Here is a 19,576-nt window from a genome sequence, read left to right as displayed (position 1 = left end):
CAGGCGGCCGCCGTACAGAGAAGTTGAAATGGGGCAACTCGCCGTAACAATCGGGCCATGCCTGCCATGGACGTAAGTAAAAGCCATCAGGCAGTTGCAGGTCTTTTCGCTACCTCGGGAAAACGAAAACAGGGGTAATAGCGAGTGAAGACAACGGTCAGCGCGCACTTTTCAAAACGTCGACTCTGAGCCCTGTCTTGGCTGTTTTGGTATTTGACGCGACCGCGGCCTGATGGCGAGAAGAAACGCGCGGCTCAGCGTGCACTCCCACGACCAAGACGCAGGATGACCCGCCCTTCGGCGGTTGAGCGGCGCCTGTTGCCCTTGCCCCTTGGTGGGGCACGCGGAAATGACAGTGAGGCCATGACAGGGCAGCCGACCGCCCCGCCTGTCCAGGGCAAGCGAGCGCCCTAGCCAAACCCTACACGCGACCAAGCCGTACACCCGATGTGTTCGCCCCGGCCTCTGCACTAACGTGTCAGATACCGCGCGCGGGCGTCTTCGGACGGGGTTGCGGGCGGTCACGGCAGACATGCCGTGAGTCGCGGGCCGCCGGTGCTGGAACACCGACGACCCGCTAACCATCACCAACTACACGAGAGTTGATCATGGCTACCAACGATCATAAGGCACGCACGTGCCCTTCCGTTCCATCAGGGCAACGCCCCCGCGTCTCGCCCACCGCCGGGCCTCCGGCAGCCTGCCTGAGCACCACATCGCTGCGGCTTTCCACGTTGGACGACGTGGCGCTGGCGCTTTATGCGCTGGCACGCTTGCGCCAGGAAGACGAGCGGTATCGCCACGCGGTCCGGCATCCCGGTTTGCCGTCGCTGGCGCCGTTGCCGCCGCTTCTCCGGCAGGGCGTGGCGGTGGCCATGCAGTGCCTGGAGCAGTACGCCCGGCAACTCGGCGAAAGGCGAACGCTGAGCGCGTAAGCGCGTTCTGAGTGATCGTGCCCTGTGGCGTGCCGTTTTGTTCCTTGTCGGCACGCCACACCCGGGCGATCACGCACGCCCCGTTTAGGTTCACCCCTACATGGATCCCTTCATCCGGATCCATCGGCCCCGTGCACCCCGAAGAAAGCCCCCATGCCCCGCATCCTGATGCCTCCCTTGGTCCCGTTGCACCCCCAGATGCAACTGGACAACACCGCGCCCCTGCGCGACCCCGGCGTGGTCCTGCGCGACGACTACCTGCGCCCCCTTGCCTGGAGCACCCGCGACCTGGCGCAGTCTAGCGGCGTCCCCGCATGGCTGTTACGCCGCATCATGAAGGGAGCTCCCCTTCATGCCGAGGAAGCCTTTCGCCTCGGCGTCGCCTTGCGCACCAGTCCGTTCTACTGGCTGGCGCTGCAAGCCCGCTACGATCTTTGGCGCTTCGAGTGTGAGTTGGCGCAAGACTAGGCGGGTATGCACCAAGCGCAGCAACTGGCCGACTTGTTAAGAGTCAGGATAAGCATGCCCAGAAGATTGTTTTGAGTGGATGGAAAAAGACCGCGTAAAGCAGCCGAAATTGGGCCAGCAAAACTGCGGTCAGAGTGCGCTTTCTGGACGTATGAGGGGCTCGTCTATACATCCACTCTTTCGGCGAATTCAGCGCGGAGGTGGTGTAGCCAGCTCCGGTGTATTTTTTTCCATGATCTTCATGGCTTCGCGATTGCGCCTTTCCCAGTCGCGAAGTTCCGCGTCGGTCATGGGGGGATCGGCTTTATAGACTTTGGGGGCTGGTTGAACGGTGGCTTTCATAGCCGGCGGTACGGCAACGGGTGGGCTCAAGGGTTTAGTTGGCGTCGCAGGTTCTGTGATGCGAGTGTCCCCAACGTACGGTGGCGCCGGGTTCGAAACCCTTGAGGAATGTTGCGGCTGAGTGGGTAGCGCGAACGCGACCAGTAAGCAGGCCGCGGCACTTCCCGCGAAAAGCAGTGGATTGTCCAGAGCCCCATCGGGTGCATTTTTCGCTTGTATGTCCATGACCGTAGCAAGCAGCGCATGGCCATCAATCAGCTCAATGGGTTTGTTGCGCGCAAAGGCGATGGCCTCAGGCGTGTAGCCGCCGAGTGCAACGATTTTCACTGCGTCGGCATCTTCGTGGACCATGACGCCGTACATTTCGCGCACCACCGGCACGCCCACCCGCTGTGATCGCCATTGCTTGCACTGCACGATGGATTTTCGGCCGCCTTTGCGTAGCACCACATCTTTACCGCCGTCTGCGCCACCCAAACCGGTTTCTTCCACGGCGTAGCCCTGACGCCGAAAGGCTTCGCCAACCAGCAGCTCAAATGCCTGCCAGTCCATGTCGCGAAGGCTGTCCATGCCGGTCTGGGCGCCGAGCAGTTGCCGGCGTCGGCGTCGTTTGAGAAAGGAAAGCAGTGCTGCCACGCAGCAGGCAATCAGGAAGAACCAGGCGAAAGGCGAGTAGATGCCAGTCGTGGTGGCTTTGGCGAAGCCGGAAAGGAACAAGTTATTGCTTGAACCCCATATCCAGCCGATGCCGTACTGGATGCCGATAAACGCTATGAAACCTGACGCGATGCCCAGTGGCCATGGCAGGGATGCCACGATGTCAATGCCGCTTTCCTTGCGCTTCGCCATAACTCCCCCTGAGCCGCGACGGTCCTTGCTGCTTCGAGCATAACGGCTCACACAAGGAGCCGAAAGTCCGCGCGAGAACGGGTAGCGGGCGCTTCCTGGAGGGCGTCTCTGCAGTCGCCTGGTTGCGGCTATCGGATATGGACCCCACAAAAGGAAATGGGCGGCCTGCGCGGCCGCCCATCTGTCCACCCAGCCGTGATCAGTGGGCTGGTGGTGCTCCGCCAGCAGGGCGGTCGCTCGCTCCGGGGAGTTGTGCGTATCTCTCGGGAGCAGGGTCAGATTAAGCGAGCGATTGTTGGATCCTCATCAGGAGGATCTTTAGAAGTCGTAAAAATTGGCGGGCGGCGAAAAAAACCACGAAAAAGATCGGCGCTTGGTTCGGCATAGGTGTGCCCGGTCCTCCGTCCCGGCTCCTTTCCTGTGCCTGGGGTTCTTCGGCTCCGCTCCTTGTTCACACCGCCGCCGCTTCAGTGGGCGCATGGTTGGCCATCAGAACCATCTCGGCGCTGAAGGGGAACCGCATGGTACGGACAAAAGCGCACGTCCAGGTGACCGTTTCCAAGAACGGCCCGTATCTGGTCGTTGGCGATATCCCGCTCGCGAAGCAAACCGTGGTCGCCGATGCCCAGGGTGGTTCGGAGGAGTGGAGGGAAGGTCCGCCCATCGAACACAAGCCCACCTACGCGCTATGCCGCTGCGGCCAGTCGCAGACGAAACCGTTTTGCGATGGCTCGCACCAGAAGGTGGGCTTTGACGGCACGGAAACGGCGAGCCGGGAGCCGTATCTGGACCAGGCGCAGGTGATGAACGGGCCCACGCACGCGCTGACGGATGTGGAAAACCTCTGCGCCTTCGCCCGGTTCTGTGATCCCAACGGGCAGGTCTGGAGCCAGGTCGGGGGAACCGACGACCCGCCGGTGCGCGCCAACTTCATCCGCCAGGTCAACCAGTGCCCGTCCGGACGCCTGGTGGCCTGGGACCGGGCCACAGGGGCGCCGGTGGAAACGCCGCTGCCGGTTTCCATTGGCCTCGTCGAGGACCCGGTGGAGGCGTGTAGCGGGCCGTTGTGGCTGCGCGGCGGTATCCCGGTGGTCTCGTCAGACGGATTCACCTACGAGGTGCGCAACCGCGTCACGCTCTGCCGATGCGGACAGTCGAAGAACAAGCCCTTCTGCGATGGCACGCATGCGGCGATTCATTTCAGGGACTGAGGGGCGGCGGTGTTCACTCGATCGGGCTGCGCCCCCGGATGGCGTATTCCCGCGATCAGGGCCTATCCTGAGCGACCTCGCGCTCTGTAGCTTCCATGATCACCACCATGCTGTTTCCTTATGCTGCTCTTCTTGCTTCGCTGGAGCAGTCCGACGACGCCACGTTGGCAGGTGTGGAGGCTGACGCCTCCCTGATCCCCCTGCTGAAGGCCTACAAAGCAACGCTGCAAGCCGCCTTCGACACCACGCTGGCGGCGGATGAGTTGCGCAAATTCCAGAAGTACGCCAAGCCCGGCAAGCCCTCCGCGCATATCGTGCAGTTGCGGCAGAAGCAGGCGGCGGCGCGGCAGGCGACGAGTATTGCGCGGCAGTCGTTGATCAAGGCGGCAGCGGCGTTTGTTCGTGAGGCCGGCATCGATGTGCCGGAGCGGATGCCGCTGGATGAGTTCATCATCGGGTGGATCACCCGCCATGTGCCGAAGGATGCGGCAACGTCAGGCTGACGCGATGACGGCAGGCGCGCGGTGTCCTTGCGGACTGGCAAGAGAGAACGCAGTCAGTGTGCTTTTCGCGCGCTGGCAGCTATGAACCCCTGCGCCACCATCCACGCATGGAACTCATCGATCCACCGGTCACTGGTGGTGCCTTGCTGCGTCATGCCGAAGCCGTGGCCACCCGCGCTATAGATATGCGCTTCGGGCTTGTTGCCGGCGGCAAGCAGCGCGGCGTAGTACCGGGCCACATCATCCCGCGCCACCGGATCGTCCTGCGCCCACGCCATGAACACCGGTGGCAGTTTGGCGGGAACGCTGGGCATGCGGCCGAACGGTGCGCCGTAGATGAGTGCGGCGAAGTCGGGGCGGGCGCTGGCGTCGTGCTGAAGCAGCACCTCGCTCGCCAGCATGCCGCCGGCGGAGAAGCCGACGATACCGACCTTGTCGGGTGACACATGCCATTCGGCGGCATGTTGGCGGATCAGCTTGATCGCCTGGATGCCATCGGCGATGCCGTACTGGCCGGCTGCATCCATATCCATGTTGGGCGGAATGCCGGGCTGGCGCTTCTCCATGGTGCGGTACTTGAGCACGAAGGCGGCAATGCCCCGGGCCTGCAGCCAGCGCGCGACGTCGTTGCCTTCCCGGTCGATGGCCAGCGCCACGAAGGCGCCACCGGGTGCGATGACCACGGCGGTGCCCGTGGCCGTGCCGGGCTCGGGCAGGTAGGCGGTGAGGGTGGGTTCGACGACGTTGATGATCACCGTGCCGACGGGCGTGTTCTTCTCCACCTGTTCCTTCTGCGTCCAATGCTCGGAGCCGGGCGCCACGCCGGGCCATAGCTTCACGGTTTGCGCGTGGCTGACGAGGGGTGCCAGCAGCATCAGCGCGAGGGCAGGGAGTCGCCACATGAGGTTGCTCTCCGGGCATGCGGTTCCAGCTCGCCCGGATGATGCGCCGCGAGCATCCGGGATGGCGCCACAAAAGCCCCCGGACGAGCCGGGGCAGGTGGCGGTCATTGTTTCCGGTGCGCGTGTTCGCGGCGTGATCCCCCTTTCGGCCATTGGCGCCTTCGGGGCGACCTGTTATGGGTAGATGCCTATTCCCAACCCATTCGGCGTTGGAACACGGAGCGTCCCATGCGACTTGTGCTTGGCTTTCTCGTTCTTCTGTGGACGGCAACGGCAGCGCCGCGCGCGCAGGCCGCTACCGATTTTCAGCGCCTCTACGTCTTTGGCGACAGCTTCTCGGACATGGGTGCGGGTTACCTGGTCAGCAACGGGCCCACAGCCGTGGGCTATCTGGCCACACGAATGAACCTGCCGTTCACGCATTCAAGGGACAAGAACGCCAACAGCGAGAGCATCGATTTCGCCGTGGCAGGCGGAGCCACGGGCGATGACCCTGGCAAGCTGGCGAAGGGCTACCTGCTGGAAGTGGGCATGATCCGCCAGGTGCAGGACTTTGCCGCGCGCGTGCGGAACAAGTCGATCACGTTCGATCCGGACCGGACGCTGTTCTTCATCGCGGGCGGGGCCAACGACGACAACGTGCCGCTCGACGTCAGCGTGGGAAATATCACCCGGCAGATCGAGATGCTGACATCCCTGGGGGCGCGCCATATTGAACTGGCCCTGCTGCCCACCAGGATGCCGGACTTCGCCGAAGAGGGGCGACGGTTGAATCCCGCCTATGAAAAGCTGGTGCCGGCCTTGCGCGCGAAGCTCGGGATCGACCTGCGCTTCAGCCATTGGGGTGACTATTTCGACGAGGTGTTCACCCATCCCGAGGCCTACGGCATCACCAACACCAAAGACCCGTGTGCCTACACCGAGATATTCGGCGGGAAGGGCGGCCCGACCTGTACCGACCCCGGGAAGCATTTCTATTACTACAGCGAACACCCGTCGACGGAAGTCAGCAAGCTGGTGGGGGATAAGTTGTACGAGGAGATCAACGCCCGTCGTTGATGGCGCCAGGGCAGGAGTTGGGCGTTTCCTGTCGAGCATGGCTCGGGGCTACCCGCCGACTCCGGAGTCTTTTGGTTCTTCAAGTGGCGTGTGAAAGCACACGCCACTTCCCCGTGGCGCGGACCTGGCCCACTACGTGCGCGTGATGGATGCACCGCCATCCACCAGCGATGCGGTGCCGGTGACAAACGCAGCGTCGTCGGAGGCGAAATAGAGCACCGAACGGGCCAGCTCTTCCGGTGTGGCGACGCGCTTGAGCGCATGCAACTGGGTGACGAACGCCTGTGATTCGGCGGTGTTGTTCATATCGCGGTACATGTCCGTGTCCACGGCGCCGGGCAGGATGGCATTCACGCGGACACCCTGCGGGCCAAACTCCGCCGCCAGCGCCTGGGTAAGGCCAATCAACCCCGCCTTGCTTGCCGCATAGGCCGCCACGCCGGGAAATGCGAAGGAATAGCCCACGAAGGTGGAGGTGAAGATCACCGAGCCGCCGCCGTTCTGGGTCATTTGCGCAATCTGGTGTTTGGCGCCCAGGAACGAGCCGGTGAGGTTGATGGCCAGCGTATCGTTCCAGCCGGCTTCGCTGACCCCGGTGCTGGCGCCGGCTTCACCCAGCGTGCCGGCATTGTTGAAGGCGATATCCAACCGTCCAAAGCGGGCAACGGCCAGGTCGACCAGGGCCTTGGCGTAACTTTCCGAACGAACATCGCCGGCCAGGGCGACGGCAACGCCGCCGGCCGCCTCGATCTCTTGGACCAGGGACTGAAGCTCGGCCTCGCGGCGCGCGCCAAGTACCAGCTGGGCGCCTTCGGCGGCAAACAGCTTCGCGGTGGCCCGGCCAATGCCGGCGCTGGCGCCGGTGACGAGCGCTACTTTTCCATTGAGACGTGACATGGGGGTTTCTCCAACAGGTTGATGAGTGACGCCGGTGGCGTCGTTGGAGAAAGCTTGTGCCCGCCGCCCTGCGATGACGTACGGCGGGCGCGATGGGAACGTTCGGTTTCTTCGAACGAGTGAAGTCAGGGCCCTTGGGGGCGGTCGGGTGCCCGCCGCCCTCTGTGGGAGCGCACCCTGTGCGCGACCGCGGCGTCCGAGCACCCTCTGTGCCGATAGGCCCTGCCGCGTACAGGGTGCGCTCCCACCGTGTGGCGGGTCGTCCCCATGCCCCCGGGGTAAGTCATGGCCGAGTCTGCGCGCACATGCTCATGCCCCCTTCCTGCGGCCTATTCCGGTCATGCGCAACAGCGTGTCATCCCGCTGCACCACATGGTGGTAAATCGCCGCGACCGCATGTGCGATGGCGAGCCAGAGCAACCCATTGCCCGCCGTCTCGTGCATGTCTTCGATGCGATGGGCCAGCGCCGCATCCGGCGCGATGGTGACCGGCAGCGACAGGCCGGCGAAGCTCCACGGCTTGCCTGCGCAGAACATCATGGTCACCCCCAGCAAGGGCACCGCCAGGGTAAGCACGTAAAGCGCCAGATGCATCAGATGGGCCGCGTGCATCTGCCAGCGCGGCGGCGGTGGCGTAATGGAAGGCACCGCATGCCGCACACGCACGGCCAGGCGCACCAGCATCATCAGCAGCACGCTGAGGCCAAACTGGGTGTGAGCCCATTTCACCAGTGCGCGTTCCGACGAGCCCTTGGGCAGCCAGCCCTTGATCTCGATGGAGATCAGGGCCAGTGCCACCAGGGCGGCAATCACCCAGTGCAGGAAGCGTAGTGACGGTGCGTAACGTGACGTGATCATGGCGATGCCGCTGTGAGGGTGGAGACGTCCCATGGGGTGTCGCATCACCCCGGCCGAGGCGGATGCAACAACCCCACCATGCCTTTTCAGGGGGAATGGGCAAGCGGCACGGCGACGCATACGCTTGCGTATTCACAGGCGGGGCAGCGCGTCAGTTGCCCTTGACGCATCGCGCTCCGGATGGCTGCCATGCGCGGGTGCTGCTTCACGCGCCATGAACGGGCGCGGGCGGATATCTGGCGTCACGTTTTCGTGCACTATGCGGCCTGTTGTCTTTCGCGCCGGCCGTGCCCGGCCCGATCCACGCCAAGAGGTCATCGCGATGAGCCAGAAGTGGGACGTCAACGATCGTTCCCGGCGCCGCTTCCTGCAGACGGCAGGGTGGCTGGGTTCGATAGGGGCGCTGGGTGGCGCGAGCGCGTTCGCCGCGGAGCCGGCGACGACGCGGCTGCCGTTCGCCAACGGTGAGCGCGAACTGACCCGCGCTTTTCCCCAGAAGGGCGAGATGCTGCTGTTGCGCACTCGTCCGCCCATGCTGGAAACGCCGTTCGACGTGTTCGACCAGGGCGTGTTCACGCCGAACAACCGCTTCTTCGTGCGCTGGCATCTCGCCGAGATCCCCACGAACATCGATGCGGAAGCCTTCCGCTTGAACGTGCATGGGCAGGTGGAGAAGCCGCTCACGCTCAGCCTGAAGCAGTTGATGAGCGAGTTCGAAACGGTGGAGATCGCCGCGGTGAACCAGTGCTCGGGCAATTCGCGCGGGCTGTTCAACCCGCGCGTCGCCGGTGGCCAGTGGGCCAATGGCGCGATGGGCTGCGCGAAATGGACCGGCGTGCGGCTGAAGGACATTCTGGACAAGGCCGGCGTTCGTTCCGGTGCGGCGCAGGTGCGTTTCAAGGGGCTGGATCGCGGCACGCTGCCGGCCACGCCGGATTTTCTCAAGTCACTGGACGTGGACCACGCGCGAGATGGCGAGGTGATGGTGGCCTGGGGCATGAACGGCGAGCAGTTGCCACTGCTCAATGGTTTTCCGCTGCGCCTGGTCGTGCCCGGCTGGTACTCCACCTACTGGGTGAAGATGCTCGACGACATCGAGGTACTGGATGCGGCAGACACCAATTTCTGGATGGCCAAGGCCTACCTGATTCCCGATACGCCGCATGCGTCCGTCATGCCGGGCCAGAAAGGTTTCAAGAGTGTGCCGATCAACCGCATGGTGCCGCGTTCGTTCATCACCAACCTGCGCGAAGGCGACAAGGTGCTTGCCGGCCACGCCACGCCAGTGCGCGGCATCGCCTTCGGTGGTGATGCGGGCATCGCGAAGGTGATGTGGTCCAGCGATGGTGGAGCGCGCTGGGAAGGGGCGACGCTGGAACAAGACCACGGCAAATACGCCTTCCGCCGCTGGCATGCCCAGTACACGCCCAAGGCCAAAGGCGAGAACACGCTGATGGTCAAGGCGATCAACACCAACGGCGTCGAACAGCCCGCAGAAGCTAACTGGAATCCCAGCGGCTTCATGCGCAACGTCATCGAATCGGTCAAGGTGCAGGTCGGCTGACATGAACATCAGGCATGCAATCGCTTTGTCGATGGCCGTAGGCGTGGGTGCGTTGCACCCGGCAGGCGCCCAGACGGTTCGTCCCGCTCCCATCGCCATCCACTCGGTGTCGGTGGATCTTCCGGTCAGCCACACCTCGTTTCCGCCAGGGCCCGGTTCGGAACTCACCGGCAAATGCCTTATCTGCCATTCCGCCGGCATGGTGCTGAAGCAGCCCGCGCTGACGCAGGAGGAGTGGACGGCCGAGATCACCAAGATGCGCAAGGTCTATGGCGCGCCTATCGATGACAGCGATGTAGCGCCTCTCAGCGCTTACTTCACCAAGGTGAGCGCGGATCAGCAGGGCAAGTGATCGTGGCCCGGATGCAGCGGTATCCGGGCGGCGGATCAGGTGCGCGCATGCAGTCCAAGCGCGGCCTTGCGCACGGCCGTCGCAATGTCGGTGCTCATGGCAGGGTCTTTCACCGCGCGTGCCAGTGTGACGCTACCCACCAGTAGCGCGAGCAGGCTGATGGCTTCCTCGCGCTTCGCCTTGGGCGTGCCCTCCAGGCCGCCGGCCACCGCGTCGATGATGCCGCGCAGTTCGGTTTCGAAGGCTGCACGGGTGTCGTCATCGGCGCGTGCCACCTCGCCGGAGAGGCTTTGCAGGGTGCAGCTGTCGGCCAGCTCGCAGGTGCGGCGGTCGCCGAGATAGAAGTCGATGAACTCCTTGTGCCAGCGCGCGCCGCGCTGGGCGCGCATGGTTTCCACAGCGTCCTTCAGTTCCGCCAGGCCTTCGACCACGGCTTCGCGGAAGGCATCCGCCTTGGATTTGAAGTGGGCGTAGAACGCGCCGGAAGTGACAGCGGCATCTTTCGCCAGGCCGTCCACGCCGGAGGCCCCAAAGCCCCGGCTGCGGAAGCCGCGGCTGGCGCTCCGCAGGATTTTTGCCTTGCTCTCTTCCTTCTGACCGGGCCGGTGGGCCATATGACACCTCCACATAACGATCACTATTTGGTGCTTGACGGCATAACGATCGTTATGAAACGATCGTGGCATCACGACCGTTATATGGCGGCCGTGACGCATGAACAAGAGCTCTGATTCGATCCCCTCGTGAATCCAAGGAGTTGTTGCTATGCCTATCTCAGTCCAGGTAACCAAGGGCCTGCTCACCGCCAAGGGTGAGCGCGATGTGTTGCCACGCGTCGCCGAGGCGCTGCTGCGCGTCCACGGCCTCGCCGACAATGCCTTCATGGCGCCCAATGTGATCGGCCACCTGCTGGTGAGCCCTGAATCGGAAAGCTACGTCGGCGGCGGGTTCCACTCGCTGGCCGTGATCGAGGTGAAGGTGCCCACCGTGACCTTCCCCACGGCCGAGGTCAAACAGGCCTTCATTGGCGAGGTCACCGACATCATCGATACGCTCAAGGCCGGCGCGCATCCGCGCGAGCGGACCTTCGTCAACGTCACCTATGCGGTGGACGGTGCCTGGGGCATCGGCGGCAAGGCGTATACGAACGAAGAACTCGGCGCGGCCATCCAGGCGGCGGCCTGAGCGTGATGCGGGGCGGGCGAGTCGACGGCCCGCCCCTGCGTCGCCGGTCTGCGCCACGCGGGAAACGCCCGGCGCGCGGGCAGGGCGTGGAACTGGGGCGCAAGGCAAACCCTTTCGCTCCCGCGTGACACGTCCGACAATGCGACGGCCACGTCCGTGGCGCTTCTTCTTCCGGTGATGCACGCATGGCGCCTTCCGATTACGACCACGACGCCGACCATGGCTTCGATGATGACGACGACTCGTTGGATGCCTACGTCTGGCAGCTCTTCCTGCTCATCAACCCTGGCGACGACGATGCGGCCTTCCAGCAGTTCGCCGCTTATCGCGAGGCGGTGGGTGGTACGCCCGACGACGAGGTCGACGTGGCAGAGGTGGTGGGCCAGGTGGCTGACTGGCGTTCGGCATTCCATGTGGAGGCCGGCGATACGCGGACGTTGGTGCAGGCCATCGACGAACTGTCGGCGCGCTGGAATCTGGCGATCGATTGGGACGGCGATACGGATGAGGATGAGTTCCACGCCGATATCGATACCGCCGACCTGCTCACCACGGCCTATGACAACCTGGCGCCGCATGGGTACACCTTGTGGCTGCTCGACACGGACGATGACAGTGTCGCCGGCTGGATGACGCTTTCGCGGAATGTCGAACCGATGCGTGAACTGGCGACGGAGCTGGGTATCCACCTGCATCGCGGGAACGAGATGGGCTGAGGGGATGCCAGGCGGTTGCAGCGCGCTCCGCTGCAACGGCGCTGAATATGTTCTTTAACATAATTTGCCGATGCCTATCCTTGGCCTGAGCCAGTGCACGGATCCGGCGATCCGCGCCACCATGGCTTCCCCAACAAGCGCATGTCGGAGCGAATCATGAAGAACTTCCTGGCGGTGTTCATCGGTACCGAGGCGGCGATCAAGGCGTCCGGCTGGGCGGACCTGAGCGAAGCGCAGAGCAAGGAACGCGAGCGTGCGGGCATCGAGGCCTGGGGCCGTTGGGTGATGAGCCACCAGGACGTCATCGTCGATACCGGCACGCCGTTGGGAAAGACCTTGCGCGTGTCCAGGGACGGCGTCGAGAAGATCAAGAATCAGCTCACTGCCTACACCATTGTGCGGGCCGAATCGCACGAGGCCGCAGCGAAGTTGTTCGAAGGCCACCCGCACTTCACGATCTTCCCGGGGGATTCGGTCGAAGTCATGGAATGCCTGGCGATACCGCAATAACGCGGCACTCAGCAGAACGACGCCACAGGCAACATGCGCAGCACGTTCCCTGTGGCATACAGGCCCAGTCCGAATATCGCGTGAGTCACCAGGCTGTGCATGCGCACCATGGCCGGGCGCGGCGTGCGGCTGGCCGCGATCCCGGCCCCGAGCGCCGGTTGCATGATGAAAAATGGCGCCACCACGCTACCGATGCCCACCAGCTCTGCCGGACCGATCGTGGGTTCGCAGAACCAGTGGCTGCCAAACATGGCTGGCAGCAGGGCGGCGAAGGTGATGCCGATCAGGTAGTGGGTCATCCAGCCGAGCGTTCGTTCGCCCGCGACAGGCGGTGTCGCGGCGATGGGCCGATGGAAAAACCGGCCGCGGAAGAGGTGGCCGACCCAGCGGCCGACCATCGCAAAGTCGAGCGCGGGGACGCCCAGCCACCGCTCGCGAAGTATCGACCAAAGGTCCACCACGACGGTGGCGCCGATGCCGGTGAGCACGGTGGGCCATAGCGCGGGCAGGATGTCAGTCACGCGCGCTCCCCCTTAGGGAGGGGCCGTGCGCGGATCACCCAGCATGCCGCCGTGTAGCGAACCTCATCGCCCTGCACGTAAGAATCGAATGCGGGGCGCACCGCGTCGATGACCTTCGCACGCGTGGCTTCGTCTGCCTGTTGCAACGCCAGACCCACGGGGCCGAGGCGGCAGAAGACGTCGGCCAGGTCCCGCGCGGGAAGCGTGCACTCGACGTCGACGGGCTGAATGTCGATATCGTGCCAGCCACTGTCCCGAAGGATCAGGCCGACCTGGTCCTTGTTCGCAAAGGCGAACTGGCCCGGCGCGCCAGGCTGGCGTGGCGGCAAATCGAGCATCGGCGCGACTGCGCGCTCGGCGGTCGTCATGAATGGGTTCTCCGCCGCGCCTCGCCAAGCGATGACGTTGAGCAGACCGCTTGGGCGCGAAGCACGCCGCAAGTTGGCGAAGGCGTCGATGGGGCGCTCAAAGAACATCACACCAAAGCGAGACACGATCATGTCGACGCCGTGCGGCTCGAACGCACAAGTCTGCGCATCGGCCTGGATAAATGTCGCGGCCACGCTTTCGCGCTCGGCGCGCGCACGTGCCGCTGTGACCATGGGTTGAGCGATGTCGATGCCGGTGCATTGGCCTTCGGAGCCGACCAGACGGGCTATGGCGAGCGTGGTGCTGCCCGTGCCACAACCTACGTCGAGCACGCGGCGTGGCGATTCATGGCGCACGGCATCCAGCAGTCGTTGCTGCAAGGGCAGGAACATCCCGTCCAGGATCGGTTGCAGGTCGACCCAGGCGTTGCCGGCGTGGCCGTTCCAGAGCGTCGACTGTGTCGGTATCGCGGGAGATGGAAAAGACATGACTACCTCGCTTGCCAGCGTGTAGAGGGCAGGGGCTAAACTCTGCCACTTCAAGTCAGCTTGAGGTCAAGCGCATGAAGCTGCTGGATATCGGGCAGGTGGTGCAACAATCCGGCGTACCCGCGTCGACCCTGCGTTACTACGAAGAGAAGGGGCTTATCACCTCCTGCGGCCGGCATGGCTTGCGGCGCCTGTTCGATGCCGCCGTGCTGGAACGCCTGGCGTTGATCGCGCTCGGTCGCGCAGCGGGCTTCTCCCTCGACGAGATAGGTCGCACCTTTGCCGGCGACGGCAGACCACGGATCGACCGCCGGCTGCTCGCCGCCAAGGCGGACGAACTGGACAGGACCATCAGGCAGCTGTCGTCGCTGCGTGATGGCTTGCGTCATGCGGCAGCCTGTCCTGCCCCCAGCCACATGGAATGCCCCAAGTTCCGTCGCCTTCTGCGCGCCGCGGCGGCGAAAAGCGCGCAGACCCAGGTGAAGAAGCCGTCGCGGCTGAAGACGCGTTGAACCCACGATACCCCTACGCCAAGTGGTCATCCCAGCGTCACGGAGACGGCGCAGATTGATGAGCACGTCGCACGCACCATCATTCAGAGAAGGCGAGGACCATGAGTATCTTCGGGACCATCATCAACAAGCTTTTCGGCAAGGCAAACGCCACGGCAACGGCAGATACAGCGACCGCCGGCAGCGCTACACCGACGGTTGTCGCACCGTCAGATGCCACCAATGATGCGGCGCCGGCCGCACCGCCGACCGTTGCTCCGCTGTCGGGCGTCGACGTAGCCGTGGTGATGGATCGTTTCGTCAGCGAAAGCGGTCAAACGCTCGACTGGCGCGTATCCATCGTCGACATGATGAAGGCACTGGGCATGGACAGCAGCCTGGATCATCGCAAGCAGCTGGCCGGTGAGCTCGGCTATACCGGCGACACGAACGATTCCGCGAGCATGAACATCTGGCTGCACAAGGAAGTGATGAAGGCGCTTGCGGCCAATGGTGGCACCCTGCCGGCCAATCTTGCGGCCTGATCGACAGGCGCGGCGTTAACGAAGGTTGGCCAGGTGTCGCCAGCCTTCGTGCGCTGCTCCATCCAGCGTGTGCAATGGTGCGCCACGCTCAGCGCGCGGGCAAGGTTGCGTCATGACTGACGAAAACCAGCACTTGCAAGCCGCGTCACGCGTGGCTACTCTGCGCCTCCCGTCAACCCAGCCTAAAGGAGGAAAAGAACAATGATTGTTGCAGCAGCCTCTGCCGGGTCGTCGCGCTTCTGATCGTCCTGCCAGCCTTCCGCTGGCGCGCTTCCACTCCCTCGCTTCGCACCCCGGCAACTCGTTCGGCCCCCATTCGCGTGGCCGTCGTTTTCCTCGTTACCTGGGTGTTTCCATGTCTTCTGAGACGTTTTCGCTGCACCAGCTCGGCTGGCAGCCTGAGTACGCACAACATTTGACGCTGGCCGATTTCGAAGCCGGGTACCCCGCGCGTGTCATGGCGTTGCATCGCCATGCGCTGCTGGTGATGTGCTCGCGCGGCGTGGTTTCGGTGGTGTTGCCGCACCAGCTGATCGATACCGACGAAGGTATCGCTGTCGGCGACTGGGTGTTGGTCGAGCACGAAGCCGATCGCGTGCTGCGCCTGCTGGATCGGCAATCGGTGCTGGTCCGCATCGCCGCTGGCGGTGACCATCAACGCCAGTCCATCGCGGCCAATCTCGACGTGTTGTTCGTGGTGTCGTCGTGCAATGACGATTTCAACGCCTCGCGCCTGGAGCGATACCTCGCGCTTGCGCTCGACGCGGGCGTGACGCCGGTGATCGTGCTGACCAAGGCCGACAGCGGTCATGACGTGGCGGCCTATGTCGCCAGCGCGGAACAACTGATGCCGGGCGTGCCGGTGGTTGCGGTGAATGCGCTGGATGGTGCATCGGTGTCGCAACTGGAACCGTGGCTGGCATCCGGTCGGACCGTGGCGTTCGTCGGCTCGTCTGGCGTGGGCAAGTCCACGCTCGCCAATCGCATCACCGGCGAGGCAACGCAGCGCACCTCAGGCATCCGCGAGGCCGACGCGCGCGGGCGTCACACGACCACCGCGCGCGAAATGTTCCCGACACCGTCCGGCGCCTGGGTTATCGATACGCCCGGCATGCGCGAGTTGCGACTGGCAGCCGCTAAGCCGGAGTTGGGCGCGGTGTTCGGCGACATCGAAGCGCTCGCAGCGGCGTGCCGCTTTCGTGACTGCCAGCATGATGGCGACGTGGGCTGCGCAGTGGAGGCAGCCTTGCTGGCTGGCGTGCTGGACACGCGGCGCCTTGCGAACTATCACAAGCTGCGGCGTGAGGCGCTACGTGTGCAGCAGGCGCGACATGAGCAGCGTGAGCACAGTCGTCAGTTCAACGCGATGGCGAAGCAGGCGATGCGTGCAAAGCGGGAAAGGTTGGGGCGGTGAGGTGCCGCCCTGCGATCAGCGCCGCAAAGGCTCTTGTGGGAGTGCACCCTGTGCGCGACCGGGATCGGAGCGGTGCAGTTGGAATGCCCGTCGCGCACAGGGTGCGCTCCCACAGGGCTGCGACAGGCCCTTACTTCCAGTCGAGATCCGTCACTACCGGAAAGTGATCGGACGGGTAGCGTCCATCCTGCTGCGTCGTCACCGTGGCGAAACGCGTCGGCACAAAGCCACGCTCGAAGATGAAATCGATGCGCTGCGTGGGGATGCCGGTGAAGTCGTGGAAGGTTTTTTCGGGGCCTTCCACCTTCGGCGCCACCGCGCGGGTATCGGTCAGGGCCTTGGCGAACAGCGCATACGTCGGGCTGCTCGCGTCGGCGTTCAGGTCACCGGTGAGGATGAAAGGCGCGTTGGTGGGCAGCTTCGCGAACCGGCCGAGGATTTCCTTCGCGCCCTTGACGCGCGCGGGCTCGTCTTCTTCCCGGTAGGGCAGGTGGGTGTTGTAGTAGTAGAACGTTCGGCCGTTGGCTTTGTCTTCGAACAGCGCCCAGGTGACCATGCGCGGATACGGATGGCCCCACGTGATGCTGCCCGGCTGGTCGGGCGTGTCGGACAGCCAGAAATTGCCCGAATCCTTCAGCACCAGTTTGTCCTTGCGATAGAACACGCCCATGTGTTCGTCACCGTGACCGCCGCGACGGTCAATGCCGAACCAGGTGTACTGCGGCAGTTTGGCCACGATGTAGTCGCCTTGTTCCTGGTGCAGCTCCTGCGTTCCCATCACGTCGGGGTGTTGTTCGCGGATGGTGCGCACCATCAGGTCACGCCGGGCTTCCCAGCGGTTGGGGCCATCCGCGGCGACCGGTACGCGGACATTGAAGCTCATCACGCGCAGCTGTTCTGCCGCGACCGGCAGGCTGGCGATGGTGAGTGCAACGGAGAGCAGGGCAGTGAGCCAATGACGGAAGTTGGACACGGGTCGGGCTCCGGAAGAGGTGGCGGAAAGACCGTACCACGCGGCTGCGTGATCGCGGAGCTACCGGCGTGGCGTGGTGCTGAACGCGTATAGTGCACGGGGCACCCGTACCACCATTTACTTCGCCGAAGACCGCACCCGATGCCCCAACGCGTTGCCACCTGCAGTTGCCGCCAGCTCATGCTCCGTACCACGGAGGAACCGTTGCGCGTGTCCATCTGCCATTGCCATGCCTGCCAGCGCCGCACCGGCAGCGTGTTCGGCGTGCAGGCGCGATTCCGCGCCGAGGCGGTGGTGATTCGGGGGCGCTCTACCGCCTATGTGCGCAAGGGCGATACGGGTGGCTCCGGGACATTCCATTTCTGCCCGGTGTGCGGGGCCACCGTGTACTACGAGCTCGATTCGATGGAAGGCCTGATCGGCGTGCCGGTGGGGGCGTTCTCCCAGCCGGCGTTCCCTGCACCCACCATCTCGGTGTTCGAGGAGTGCATGCACCCGTGGGTGAGATTGCCGGACGATGTCGAGCACATGGAATGACAGCGCCGTACAACTTGTCGTGACGCTGACGTCGTCACCCGGTAGGCCTTTTTCCCTGAAAAACCGCTGACTGCGTCACGCGGGACGCAAGAAATTACCTGTCAAGGAAGCCTGTCCAGCGCCGATACCTCCCACACGGGGAGTTCTGTCGGGAAGTGGGCACCATGCGTTTCACCATTCGTTTGAAGATCATCGCGAGCATGGGCCTGGCCCTGTCGGTCGCCGTGCTCATCGGTCTTGTCGGCCTGTATGGCGTGCGCAGCACGTATACGCTGGTCGACGACATGTACCGCAATAACGTGCAGGCGATGGCCGCCATCAGCGAAGCTCGCGGCGCCATCATCGAGGATCGCCTCGCACTCAACCGCTCCATCATCGATCCCACGCGGCGCGATGCGGTGAAGCGGATCAATGCAGGCCACGAACGGCTGATCACCGCATGGAAGCGCTACTACCCGGGCATGATTTCCGCTGCCGACGAGCGCACGGTCGCGACGGCCTTCGACGAACTCATGAAGACCGCCGGTCCCGACATCAGCCACGAAGCCGAGCTGCTGGATGCGGGCAGGGGCGAGGAAGCGCGCCAGTTCCACATCAACAAGGCCGCCGATGAAATGGGCAAGGCCACGGCAGCGATCGACCAGTTGATGGTGATCAACGAAAAGCAGGCGGCACAATCTGCGCAGGATGCGGCGGCGAGCTTCCAACGCACCTGGCAGCTGGCGCTTGGCGTACTGGTGATCGCCATCATGGTGCTCATCGGCGTGGCCGTGGCGCTGATCCGCGCGGTGACGCGTCCGCTCGACCAGGCGCGAGCGCTGGCCAGCGCGATCCAGCAGGGCAAGCTCAACAACGCCACCGTCGTCACCGGCAACGACGAATTCAGCGACACGCTGCGCTCGCTCGATGACATGGACCGCCAGCTCGCCGGCATCGTGACGCAGGTGCGCGACGTGGCCGAGCAGGTGACGTCCGCCGCGCGCGACCTGTCGCAGGGCAATGACGATCTCTCGCAACGCACGCAGGAGCAGGCCAGTTCGCTGGAGGAAACCGCCGCGTCGATGGAAGAACTGTCGAGCACGGTGAGGCAGAACGCGGAAGGCGCGGACCAGGCGCGCGAAATGGCGTTGCGCATGCGCAAACGTGCCGAGGAAGGCCGCGACATCGCCGGGTCGGCGGTGGGCGCGATGGAGGCGATCACGCAGGCGAGCAAGGAAGTGGGCGAGATCGTGGTGTTGATCGACGAGATCGCCTTCCAGACCAACCTGCTCGCGCTCAATGCGGCCGTGGAAGCGGCGCGTGCCGGCGAACAGGGGCGCGGTTTCGCGGTGGTGGCCACCGAAGTGCGCAACCTTGCCCAGCGCAGCGGTGCGGCAGCGAAGAACATCAAGACGCTGATCCTGGACACCACCGACAAGGTGAGCGAGGGCGCGGCGCTGGTCCAGCGCACCGGCACCGTGCTCAACGACATCGCCGGTGACGTGCGCGAGGTGAGCACCATCATCGAGGTGATCGCGGCGGCGTCCGAGGAGCAGTCCGCGGGCATCGGACAGGTCAACAACGCCGTGACCACGCTCGACGAGGTGACGCAGCAGAACGCCGCGCTGGTGGAAGAGGCCAGTGCTGCCAGCCGCAATACGCTGGACCTGTCGCAGGTTCTGATGAACCAGGTGGCCTACTTCACCCTGCAGGGCCAGGCCGCCCACGATGTGGCCGTGGTCCAGGCGGCCCCGGCCAGCGCAAGCGCCAGGCCGCCGGCGATGGCGACGCCGCGGCCCGCGGTGCGTCATCGCGCGGCACCAGCCCCGGCGCTGGCTACGGCCGATGACATGTGGACTGAGTTCTAGATTCCGTCGATCCGGCACACCGGGATTCAACGCATGGGGC

At 64.4% G+C, this 19,576-nt stretch carries 23 protein-coding genes; 15 read left to right on the top strand and 8 right to left on the bottom strand.

Going from position 1 to position 19,576, the window contains the following annotated elements:
* Window positions 1-608 precede the first annotated feature (608 nt).
* Window positions 609-935 carry a hypothetical protein gene (locus tag HY57_RS21765; RefSeq protein ID WP_144240862.1) on the top strand — a complete coding sequence of 109 codons (327 nt, stop codon included), beginning with the start codon at window positions 609-611 and terminating at the stop codon, window positions 933-935.
* A 153-nt stretch (window positions 936-1,088) separates the two neighbouring features.
* Window positions 1,089-1,403, top strand: a complete 315-nt coding sequence (locus tag HY57_RS20460; RefSeq protein ID WP_019465901.1) for a HigA family addiction module antitoxin — start codon at window positions 1,089-1,091, stop codon at window positions 1,401-1,403.
* A gap of 189 nt (window positions 1,404-1,592) precedes the next feature.
* Here HY57_RS20460 and HY57_RS20455 read toward each other — a convergent pair whose 3' ends face one another.
* Window positions 1,593-2,594 (bottom strand): restriction endonuclease, encoded by a 1,002-nt coding sequence (locus HY57_RS20455; RefSeq protein ID WP_019465900.1) that lies wholly within the window; start codon window positions 2,592-2,594, stop codon window positions 1,593-1,595.
* 482 nt (window positions 2,595-3,076) lie between these two features.
* Here HY57_RS20455 and HY57_RS20450 point away from each other — a divergent pair, with 482 nt between their 5' ends.
* Both HY57_RS20450 and HY57_RS20445 read left to right on the top strand, forming a co-directional pair.
* Window positions 3,077-3,805, top strand: a complete 729-nt coding sequence (locus HY57_RS20450) for a CDGSH iron-sulfur domain-containing protein (protein WP_200873893.1) — start codon at window positions 3,077-3,079, stop codon at window positions 3,803-3,805.
* Window positions 3,806-3,900: 95 nt separating this feature from the next.
* Window positions 3,901-4,308: a hypothetical protein gene (locus HY57_RS20445; protein WP_019465897.1), complete on the top strand. Its 408-nt coding sequence runs from the start codon at window positions 3,901-3,903 to the stop codon at window positions 4,306-4,308.
* 53 nt (window positions 4,309-4,361) lie between these two features.
* On the opposite strand, the gene HY57_RS20440 is transcribed toward HY57_RS20445, so the two are convergent.
* Window positions 4,362-5,210 carry an alpha/beta hydrolase gene (locus HY57_RS20440; protein ID WP_019465896.1) on the bottom strand — a complete coding sequence of 283 codons (849 nt, stop codon included), beginning with the start codon at window positions 5,208-5,210 and terminating at the stop codon, window positions 4,362-4,364.
* Between the two features lie 228 nt (window positions 5,211-5,438).
* Between HY57_RS20440 and HY57_RS20435 the strand changes: the two genes are divergently transcribed.
* On the top strand, window positions 5,439-6,269 hold the full coding sequence (locus tag HY57_RS20435) for an SGNH/GDSL hydrolase family protein (RefSeq protein WP_019465895.1): 831 nt from the start codon (window positions 5,439-5,441) through the stop codon (window positions 6,267-6,269).
* Window positions 6,270-6,401: 132 nt separating this feature from the next.
* Here the strand turns inward: HY57_RS20435 and HY57_RS20430 are convergent, their stop codons facing one another.
* Entirely contained in the window at window positions 6,402-7,166 is a 765-nt protein-coding gene (locus tag HY57_RS20430) for an SDR family oxidoreductase (RefSeq protein ID WP_019465894.1), read from the bottom strand.
* A 309-nt stretch (window positions 7,167-7,475) separates the two neighbouring features.
* Window positions 7,476-8,024 carry a cytochrome b gene (locus HY57_RS20425; RefSeq protein ID WP_019465893.1) on the bottom strand — a complete coding sequence of 183 codons (549 nt, stop codon included), beginning with the start codon at window positions 8,022-8,024 and terminating at the stop codon, window positions 7,476-7,478.
* A 322-nt stretch (window positions 8,025-8,346) separates the two neighbouring features.
* On the opposite strand from HY57_RS20425, the gene HY57_RS20420 reads away from it, so the two are divergent.
* Both HY57_RS20420 and HY57_RS20415 read left to right on the top strand, forming a co-directional pair.
* Entirely contained in the window at window positions 8,347-9,588 is a 1,242-nt protein-coding gene (locus HY57_RS20420; protein ID WP_019465892.1) for a molybdopterin-dependent oxidoreductase, read from the top strand.
* 1 nt (window position 9,589) lies between these two features.
* Window positions 9,590-9,940 carry a hypothetical protein gene (locus HY57_RS20415; RefSeq protein WP_038580163.1) on the top strand — a complete coding sequence of 117 codons (351 nt, stop codon included), beginning with the start codon at window positions 9,590-9,592 and terminating at the stop codon, window positions 9,938-9,940.
* Window positions 9,941-9,975: 35 nt separating this feature from the next.
* On the opposite strand, the gene HY57_RS20410 is transcribed toward HY57_RS20415, so the two are convergent.
* Window positions 9,976-10,554 carry a TetR/AcrR family transcriptional regulator gene (locus HY57_RS20410; RefSeq protein ID WP_019465890.1) on the bottom strand — a complete coding sequence of 193 codons (579 nt, stop codon included), beginning with the start codon at window positions 10,552-10,554 and terminating at the stop codon, window positions 9,976-9,978.
* 151 nt (window positions 10,555-10,705) lie between these two features.
* Here HY57_RS20410 and HY57_RS20405 point away from each other — a divergent pair, with 151 nt between their 5' ends.
* The 3 genes from HY57_RS20405 (at window position 10,706) to HY57_RS20395 (ending at window position 12,351) form a co-directional block, all read left to right on the top strand.
* Complete coding sequence (locus tag HY57_RS20405; RefSeq protein WP_019465889.1) at window positions 10,706-11,125, top strand: tautomerase family protein; 420 nt, start codon at window positions 10,706-10,708, stop codon at window positions 11,123-11,125.
* Window positions 11,126-11,310: 185 nt separating this feature from the next.
* The gene (locus tag HY57_RS20400; RefSeq protein ID WP_019465888.1) at window positions 11,311-11,841 is read left to right on the top strand and encodes a DUF6630 family protein; all 531 of its coding nucleotides are present in this window, start codon (window positions 11,311-11,313) and stop codon (window positions 11,839-11,841) included.
* Window positions 11,842-11,997: 156 nt separating this feature from the next.
* On the top strand, window positions 11,998-12,351 hold the full coding sequence (locus HY57_RS20395) for a hypothetical protein (protein ID WP_200873892.1): 354 nt from the start codon (window positions 11,998-12,000) through the stop codon (window positions 12,349-12,351).
* An 8-nt stretch (window positions 12,352-12,359) separates the two neighbouring features.
* Here the strand turns inward: HY57_RS20395 and HY57_RS20390 are convergent, their stop codons facing one another.
* A complete protein-coding gene (locus tag HY57_RS20390) occupies window positions 12,360-12,872 on the bottom strand; it encodes a DUF2938 domain-containing protein (RefSeq protein ID WP_019465886.1) in 513 nt (170 codons plus the stop codon).
* A complete protein-coding gene (locus tag HY57_RS20385; RefSeq protein ID WP_026034032.1) occupies window positions 12,869-13,729 on the bottom strand; it encodes a class I SAM-dependent methyltransferase in 861 nt (286 codons plus the stop codon). Before HY57_RS20385 ends, HY57_RS20390 begins: the two co-directional genes overlap by 4 nt.
* A gap of 74 nt (window positions 13,730-13,803) precedes the next feature.
* On the opposite strand from HY57_RS20385, the gene HY57_RS20380 reads away from it, so the two are divergent.
* The 3 genes from HY57_RS20380 to rsgA all read left to right on the top strand — a co-directional run bounded on the left by HY57_RS20380 (window position 13,804) and on the right by rsgA (window position 16,179).
* Window positions 13,804-14,241, top strand: coding sequence for a helix-turn-helix domain-containing protein (locus HY57_RS20380; RefSeq protein WP_019465884.1), 438 nt, complete (start codon window positions 13,804-13,806; stop codon window positions 14,239-14,241).
* Window positions 14,242-14,342: 101 nt separating this feature from the next.
* Window positions 14,343-14,765 carry a DUF3597 domain-containing protein gene (locus tag HY57_RS20375; protein WP_019465883.1) on the top strand — a complete coding sequence of 141 codons (423 nt, stop codon included), beginning with the start codon at window positions 14,343-14,345 and terminating at the stop codon, window positions 14,763-14,765.
* Between the two features lie 355 nt (window positions 14,766-15,120).
* Window positions 15,121-16,179 carry a ribosome small subunit-dependent GTPase A gene (gene rsgA / locus HY57_RS20370; protein ID WP_019465882.1) on the top strand — a complete coding sequence of 353 codons (1,059 nt, stop codon included), beginning with the start codon at window positions 15,121-15,123 and terminating at the stop codon, window positions 16,177-16,179.
* A gap of 130 nt (window positions 16,180-16,309) precedes the next feature.
* Here rsgA and HY57_RS20365 read toward each other — a convergent pair whose 3' ends face one another.
* The gene (locus HY57_RS20365) at window positions 16,310-17,152 is read right to left on the bottom strand and encodes an endonuclease/exonuclease/phosphatase family protein (RefSeq protein WP_019465881.1); all 843 of its coding nucleotides are present in this window, start codon (window positions 17,150-17,152) and stop codon (window positions 16,310-16,312) included.
* Window positions 17,153-17,332: 180 nt separating this feature from the next.
* Here HY57_RS20365 and HY57_RS20360 point away from each other — a divergent pair, with 180 nt between their 5' ends.
* Entirely contained in the window at window positions 17,333-17,689 is a 357-nt protein-coding gene (locus HY57_RS20360; protein ID WP_019465880.1) for a GFA family protein, read from the top strand.
* A gap of 164 nt (window positions 17,690-17,853) precedes the next feature.
* Complete coding sequence (locus HY57_RS20355) at window positions 17,854-19,536, top strand: methyl-accepting chemotaxis protein (protein ID WP_019465879.1); 1,683 nt, start codon at window positions 17,854-17,856, stop codon at window positions 19,534-19,536.
* Window positions 19,537-19,576: the final 40 nt, after the last annotated feature.

The sequence above is a fragment of the Dyella japonica A8 genome (genome assembly GCF_000725385.1).
In the GTDB taxonomy this organism is placed as follows: domain Bacteria; phylum Pseudomonadota; class Gammaproteobacteria; order Xanthomonadales; family Rhodanobacteraceae; genus Dyella; species Dyella japonica_C.
This window is presented reverse-complemented; position numbering and strand designations above follow the sequence as displayed.

Bases quoted from the DNA above. Each gene is read 5' to 3' on its own strand.
- HY57_RS20445 (WP_019465897.1), top strand. From the start codon at position 3,901: ATGATCACCACCATGCTGTTTCCTTATGCTGCTCTTCTTGCTTCGCTG.
- HY57_RS20360 (WP_019465880.1), top strand. From the start codon at position 17,333: ATGCTCCGTACCACGGAGGAACCGTTGCGCGTGTCCATCTGCCATTGC.
- HY57_RS20425 (WP_019465893.1), bottom strand. From the start codon at position 8,024: ATGATCACGTCACGTTACGCACCGTCACTACGCTTCCTGCACTGGGTG.
- HY57_RS20400 (WP_019465888.1), top strand. From the start codon at position 11,311: ATGGCGCCTTCCGATTACGACCACGACGCCGACCATGGCTTCGATGAT.
- HY57_RS20460 (WP_019465901.1), top strand. From the start codon at position 1,089: ATGCCCCGCATCCTGATGCCTCCCTTGGTCCCGTTGCACCCCCAGATG.
- HY57_RS20375 (WP_019465883.1), top strand. From the start codon at position 14,343: ATGAGTATCTTCGGGACCATCATCAACAAGCTTTTCGGCAAGGCAAAC.
- HY57_RS20435 (WP_019465895.1), top strand. From the start codon at position 5,439: ATGCGACTTGTGCTTGGCTTTCTCGTTCTTCTGTGGACGGCAACGGCA.
- HY57_RS20420 (WP_019465892.1), top strand. From the start codon at position 8,347: ATGAGCCAGAAGTGGGACGTCAACGATCGTTCCCGGCGCCGCTTCCTG.
- HY57_RS20385 (WP_026034032.1), bottom strand. From the start codon at position 13,729: ATGTCTTTTCCATCTCCCGCGATACCGACACAGTCGACGCTCTGGAAC.
- HY57_RS20355 (WP_019465879.1), top strand. From the start codon at position 17,854: ATGCGTTTCACCATTCGTTTGAAGATCATCGCGAGCATGGGCCTGGCC.
- HY57_RS20395 (WP_200873892.1), top strand. From the start codon at position 11,998: ATGAAGAACTTCCTGGCGGTGTTCATCGGTACCGAGGCGGCGATCAAG.
- HY57_RS20405 (WP_019465889.1), top strand. From the start codon at position 10,706: ATGCCTATCTCAGTCCAGGTAACCAAGGGCCTGCTCACCGCCAAGGGT.
- HY57_RS20415 (WP_038580163.1), top strand. From the start codon at position 9,590: ATGAACATCAGGCATGCAATCGCTTTGTCGATGGCCGTAGGCGTGGGT.
- HY57_RS20455 (WP_019465900.1), bottom strand. From the start codon at position 2,594: ATGGCGAAGCGCAAGGAAAGCGGCATTGACATCGTGGCATCCCTGCCA.
- rsgA (WP_019465882.1), top strand. From the start codon at position 15,121: ATGTCTTCTGAGACGTTTTCGCTGCACCAGCTCGGCTGGCAGCCTGAG.
- HY57_RS20380 (WP_019465884.1), top strand. From the start codon at position 13,804: ATGAAGCTGCTGGATATCGGGCAGGTGGTGCAACAATCCGGCGTACCC.
- HY57_RS20410 (WP_019465890.1), bottom strand. From the start codon at position 10,554: ATGGCCCACCGGCCCGGTCAGAAGGAAGAGAGCAAGGCAAAAATCCTG.
- HY57_RS20440 (WP_019465896.1), bottom strand. From the start codon at position 5,210: ATGTGGCGACTCCCTGCCCTCGCGCTGATGCTGCTGGCACCCCTCGTC.
- HY57_RS20430 (WP_019465894.1), bottom strand. From the start codon at position 7,166: ATGTCACGTCTCAATGGAAAAGTAGCGCTCGTCACCGGCGCCAGCGCC.
- HY57_RS21765 (WP_144240862.1), top strand. From the start codon at position 609: ATGGCTACCAACGATCATAAGGCACGCACGTGCCCTTCCGTTCCATCA.